This is a genomic window from Aquibium sp. A9E412, from assembly GCF_030398335.1.
GTDB lineage: Bacteria > Pseudomonadota > Alphaproteobacteria > Rhizobiales > Rhizobiaceae > A9E412.
In genome coordinates this window covers 1-5,909 of record NZ_JAOAOP010000111.1, presented here as the reverse complement: position 1 = coordinate 5,909, position 5,909 = coordinate 1, and the positions used below count along the sequence as shown (strand labels likewise).

Genomic DNA, 5,909 nt, shown 5'->3' with positions numbered 1-5,909 from the left:
CTGCGTTTCACGGAATCGCAGATCGGCTCTAACTCATTGTTTTCACGCGTTTCCGAACGGCGAACCGGTTTCCACTTCGCCTGGAAACGCTATAGCGCAAGCCCCGGAGGCCCGCAATGGTTGCGCGCGGCGATGGCTGCAACAAAATCAATGGCCGCGGCAGGGGGCGGTCGGGCCGGCCCGGTCGACGCCGCGGCGGTGCGGGCGGTGCGCCCGGTCGCCGCGTGCGGCCGCGGGCCCGTGGCGGCGCGTCCCTCGCCATGCGCGTCAGCGCGCGTTGCGGCCGCGCAGCACCTCCTCCCAGGCCAGCGCATGGCCGACGATCTTGTCGAGGTCGTCCAGCGCGGGCGTCCAGCCGAACTCGGCGCGCGCCCGGTCGGAATTGGCGACGATCGCCACCGCGTCGCCCGGCCGGCGGGCCGCGTAGCGCACCTCGAAGTCGACGCCGCACACGCGCCGCACGGCGTCGATCACCTCGCGCACGGAATAGCCGCGGCCGTAGCCGCAATTGGCCACCAGGCTGTCGCCGCCGGCGCGCAGCCGCTTCAGCGCCAGATGGTGCGCGGCGGCCAGGTCCGACACGTGGATGTAGTCGCGGATGCAGGTGCCGTCGGGGGTCGGGTAATCCGTGCCGTAGACCTCGAGATGGGACCGCTTGCCGGTCGCCGTCTCGGCCGCCACCTTTATGAGGTGCGTGGCGCCGGCGGTCGACTGGCCGGTGCGGCGCGCCGGATCGGCGCCCGCGACGTTGAAGTAGCGCAGCGCGGTGTAGGTGAGCGGGTGCGCGGCGGCCGCGTCGCGCAGCATCAGCTCGGTCATCAGCTTCGAGGTGCCGTAGGGCGATTCGGGCAGCGTCGGCGCGTCCTCGCCGACGGGGATGTGCTCGGCGCTGCCATAGACCGCCGCCGTCGAGGAGAAGATGAAATGCGGCACGCCGGCACGCACCGCGCTCTCGATCAGGCTGCGCGACTTGACCGTGTTGTTGAGATAGTAGCCGAGCGGATCGCTGACCGAGTCCGGCACGACGATCGAGCCGGCGAAATGGATGATCGCGTCGACGCCGCGCCGGCGGATCGTCTCTTCGACCAGCGCCTGGTCGGCGATGTCGCCGACCACCAGCTCGGCGGCGTCCGGCACTGCCCAGTCGAAGCCCTTGCTGAGATCGTCGACGACGACGACCGCTTCGCCCTCGTCGAGCAGCTTGAGCACCATGTGGCTGCCGATATAGCCGGCGCCGCCGGTCACCAGGACTGCCAATGCCTTCTCCCTCGCTTCACTGCCGGACCGGTTTCGCGCCGGTGGACGGCCTCGCGCCGGCGGCGGCGAGACCGCGCCGGCAGAGCGCGCCGTCATATGCCGGCGGCGCGCCCGTCCGCATCATGGTTTAGCGCCGCCGGACCGGCAGCTTGCGGGCCACGCGCTGCACCCGCGGATTGGCGTTGGTGATGCGCCGGATGCGGCCGCGCACGCGGTCCTGCACCTTGGGGCGCTCGAGCGATTCGCCGTTCGGGTCGACCTCCTGGCCGCCGGCCAGCAGCGACACCACCAGGTCGTAGGTCATGCCGACGTCGCGCGCGAAGGCGTCGGCGTCCTCCTGCGCGGCGTAGAAGCCGAGCGGCGGCTCGCCGCCGCGCTCGCGCAGCGCATGGCGCAGATGCTCGGCCGCCGCCGGCGCATAGGCGGTCGTCGCCTTCGCATCCTTGATGAAGTCGGAGACCGCCTGCCAGGCGGAGCGGCGGCGAAACCACTGCCGCGTCAGCCGGTCGGGATCGATGACGTGCTCGACCAGCGCGTCGGGGGCATAGATGGTGATCTTGCCCTGCGCCTTGATCTTGTCCATCACCTCCGTCTCGTCGTTGGACAGCAGCGAGTGGCCGGAGCCGATGCGGCCGAGCGAGGTGGAAAAGCCGCCCGCCGCCGTCAGCGCCTGCTTGTCGAAGGCGATGTTGCAGCCCGCCACCCACTCGTTCGGCTTCAGCGGGCGCATGTCGCCCTCCCAGTCGATGATCGACAGGTAGCCGAGCAGCGAATCGGGCAGCCAGGACGGTTTCGGCCTGACCCAGCGCGGCAGGATGCGCCCGCCCACGATCGCGGCCTCCTCGCCGTAGGTCTCGAACGCCGAGACGATCTGCGTCGCCCAGTCGGGCGCGGCGATGGCATCGTCGTCGACGAAGGCGACGATGTCGGCGCGCGCGGCCGCCGTGCCCACGTTGCGGGCATTCGACAGGCCGGGCCGCGGCTCGAGCAGGTAGCGGATGCGCGGTTCGTCGGCATAGCGCCCGGCGAAGCCGGCCGCGGCGTCCTGGTCCGGCGAGTTGTCGACGACGATGACCTCGAGATAGCCGTCCGGCACCGCCTGCGCGATCAGCGAGTCGAGCGCTTCGGGCAGCACGTCGTAGCGGTTGTAGGTCGCCACGACGACGGACAGGCGCGGCCCGACGCTGGTCTCGCCCGCAGCGTGCGCGCGCCGCGCCGCGGTCGCCGCCGCGCCCCGGCTCTTGCGCTTGCGCTTGCGCGTCGCCTTGGCCGGGGCGGCGCCGTTGGCCTTCGCCGCGTCGCCGCCGGCCGGTGTGGCGCCGGCCTCGATCTCGGGGCCGCCCGTCAGCGTCGCCGACACGAGGTCGTAGGCGACGCCGACATCCTGCTGGAAGGCCTCGCGGTCGTCGGTCGCGCCGAAGAAGCCGAGCGGCACGCCGGTCTTGCGGTGGTCGACGGCCCAGCGCAGGTGGCGGACCGCGTCGGGCAGGCGCTCGGTGGCCGCGCGCGAATCCTTGATGAAGTCCGACACCGCCTGCCAGGCGGAGCGGCGGCGGAACCACTGGCGGTGGAGCCGGGCCGGATCGATGACGTGCTCGACATGGGCCTCGGGCGCATAGACGGTGATGTGGCCGAGGGCGTGGATCTTGTCGGCGACCTCCGTCTCGTCGTTGGACAGCAGCGACAGGCCGGAGCCGATGCGCCCGAGGGCGCGCGAGAAGCCGCCGACGGAGGCAAGCACGGCCTTGTCGAAGGCGATGTTGCAGCCTGCCACCCACTTGTCGGCCTCCAGCGGCCGCAGCGCGCCGCCCCAGTCGACGATCGACAGGTAGCTCGTCAGCTTGTCGGGCAGCCAGGAGGGCTGCGGCGTCACCCAGCGCGGCAGGATGCGGCCGCCGACGATGGCCGCCTTGCCCGGGTAGGCGGCGAAGGCCTCGACGATCCGCCTCGCCCAGTCGGGCGCGACGATGGCGTCGTCGTCGACGAAGGCGACGATGTCGGCGCGCGCCGCCTCGGTGCCGACGTTGCGCGCGTTCGACAGGCCGGGCCGCGGTTCGAGGATGTAGTGGACCGCCTTGTCGTCCGCGTAGCGCGCGGCGACCCGGGCGGCGAAGGCCTGGTCCGGCGAATTGTCGACGACGATGATTTCCAGGAAGCCCGGCGGGGCGTCCTGCCCGAGCAGCGAGCGGATCGCGTCGGGCAGGACGTCGTAGCGGTCGTAGGTCGCCACCACCACCGAGAGCTGCGGACGCGCCGGCCTGCGGCGTGCGGTCGGCGCCGCGGCCAGCGGCTCGAGGGTCGGCGCCGGCAGCGCCCCGGCGGCCGGCACCGACGCCGCAACGGTGTCGCGCCGCACGGCGCCGGCGCGCGCGAAGACCTTCGGCTCGACCTCTTCCAGAATGCCGTGCCAGGCCTCCTCGTAGGCGTGCCGCGAGAAATTGGCCTCGTAGAGCGCCCGTCCGGCGGCACGCCGCGCCTCGCGCTTGGCGCGCGAGGACAGAAGCGCGCGGATGTCGTCGGCCATCGCCTCGGCCGTGGCGGCCGGCTCGAACCCGGCGCCCGTCAGGTCCGTGCCGCGCATGCCGAGCGTGGTGGCGGAGAAGCAGGCGTCCCAGGCGAGCGCGTCCATCGCCTTGATGCAGATGCCGGTTCCCTGCTGGTCGGGGATGACCAGCACGCGGGTGCGCGCGGCGACGTCCTCGAGCCGGTCGACGAAGCCGCAGCACAGCACGTCCGGGTGCTTGCGCATGTAGCTGCCGAGGCCGTTGATGACCTTGCCGGCGACGATGATGCGGGCCTGCTTGTGGCGGCCGAGGCGCGGCCGCACCTGCTCGAGAAACCACTTCACGCCCTGCACGTTGGTCTCGTGCCAGCTTCCCCACAGCATGATGTCGAAATAGCCGGGCGTCATCGCCTCGCGCGCGATGCCGTTGGCGAGCGCCACCTCCGGCCATGAGCGCCGCGAGGCCAGCGAGCGCTCCTTGCTCGGCCGCACATAGACGGCGCGGCGCGCATGCGGCGCCACCGCCGCCTGGTCGGCCGGCGAGAGGTTGACGCAGCACGCCGCCTGCGCCCAGGCGGCCTGCTCCTCGGCCAGCCGCAGCGCCGCGCCGTCCGGCCCCTTGGGCACGAAGCCGGGCACGCCGTGCACGTCGAGCAGGTGGGAGAACACGTCGTGCGTCTCCAGCACGACCGGTGCGTCGGTCAGCCGCTGCGTGGCTTCCAGATGCGGCACGTGGTTGACCACCGCCAGCTCGGCGGTGCGGCCGAGCCAGGCGGCGGCGCGCTGGTTCGTCGTCGCCGAGGCGGCGAGCAGCAGCGCCATGCGGCGCAGCGGCGAGGCGTCGCGGAAGTCGGGCTCGGCCTGCAGCCGCGCCAGCCGGCGGCCGTTCTCGTCGCGCTCCATGACGATGTGGCAGTGCGGGCGCACCTTCTCCTGGTCCTCGGCGACCAGCCGGGCGATGCGCGGCAGCCGGTCCTCGCCGTAGTGCGGCCAGTGGTCGAAGTAGAGGCGCGCCACGCGGTAGCCGCGCTCGATCAGCAGGCGCGTCTGGGAATCGAAGATCGTCGAGCTGCCGACGCGGCCCCACAGCGCGGAGCTGACCAGCGCCAGCGGCCCGAAGGCCGTCACCGTCAGCGCGGCGGCGGGCGCGTCGGCATCGCCGTCGAGCACCGCGGCGGCGCGGTCGAGCAGCGCCGCGGCCTGCCGCGCCGGCGCGGTGTCGTCGTCGGCGGGCGCGGCCGCGCCGAGCCCGGCGACGGCGAGCCCGTTCCACGGTTCGCCGGCGCCCTGCCGCGGGTCGAACAGGAAGAGCCGGGCGAAGGGGCTGCCGCTTGCCAGGCGGCGGGCCAGCGTGGCGCGGTCGACCAGGCCGGGACCGTCGGCGATGCGGCCGTCCGGCGCCGGGCAGGCGAACAGCGGCGCGGCGAGCGGCCCGTCGATCTCGAGCAGCGGCACGAGCGACAGGAGCGCCTCGAAATGCGCCGCCTCGGCTGCCGGCAGGACGACGAGATCGGGCGCCTTGCCTTCGGCGATGCGCGCCTTCAGCCACAGCGCGAAGCGGTCGAAGATCTCGTGCCGGGCATCGACATGCGGCGCGTCGCCGCGCGCGCGGGCCTGCGGCGCGCGCTCCTCCTGCGCGGGCTGCGGCTCCGGCGCGCCGGCCGGCGCGCGTTCGGGCCGCATGCGCGCCAGCGGCGCGGCGAGCCGTCGCGCCCAGCCGGCCGCCTCGTGGCCGCGCCAGTAGCACCAGGCGCCGGCGCGGCCGATGCGCTCGGCGACCGGATGGACCCCGCGCCAGTAGACGGCGCGGCCGGCATTGGCCGCCGGCTCCACGGCATAGGGGTAGAGCACCCCCCAGTAGCTGCGCAGCGCCACGCGCCGGCTGCGTTCGGCGAGCGGGTGGACGAGCTTCCAGCGCAGCCTGCGGCCGGCATTGGCGGCCGGCTCGACGGCGTAGGGGTAGAGCCCGTTCCAGTAGAGCGTGCGCACGCCGGCGCGGCGCGCCTCGGCGAGCCGCCAGCCGGCGACCGAACGGGCGTAGCGCGCCCGGTAGTAGACGCGGATCGCCGCCCAGGTGACGAGCGCGGCACCGCGCGCGCTCGCGCCGGCCCGGCGGTCGTGCCAGGTGTTGCGCGCCCAGCGGTCGCGC

Annotated in this window: 2 protein-coding genes; both read right to left on the bottom strand. The window is 73.7% G+C overall.

Translation table 11 applies throughout. The features are described 5' to 3' along the window. Positions 1-267 precede the first annotated feature (267 nt). Positions 268-1,257 carry a UDP-glucose 4-epimerase GalE gene (galE, locus tag N1F89_RS20100; RefSeq protein WP_290086243.1) on the bottom strand — a complete coding sequence of 330 codons (990 nt, stop codon included), beginning with the start codon at positions 1,255-1,257 and terminating at the stop codon, positions 268-270. 127 nt (positions 1,258-1,384) lie between these two features. Next, positions 1,385-5,909, bottom strand: a 4,525-nt coding sequence (locus tag N1F89_RS20095) for a glycosyltransferase (protein ID WP_290086242.1), incomplete at its 5' end; no start/stop codon positions are given.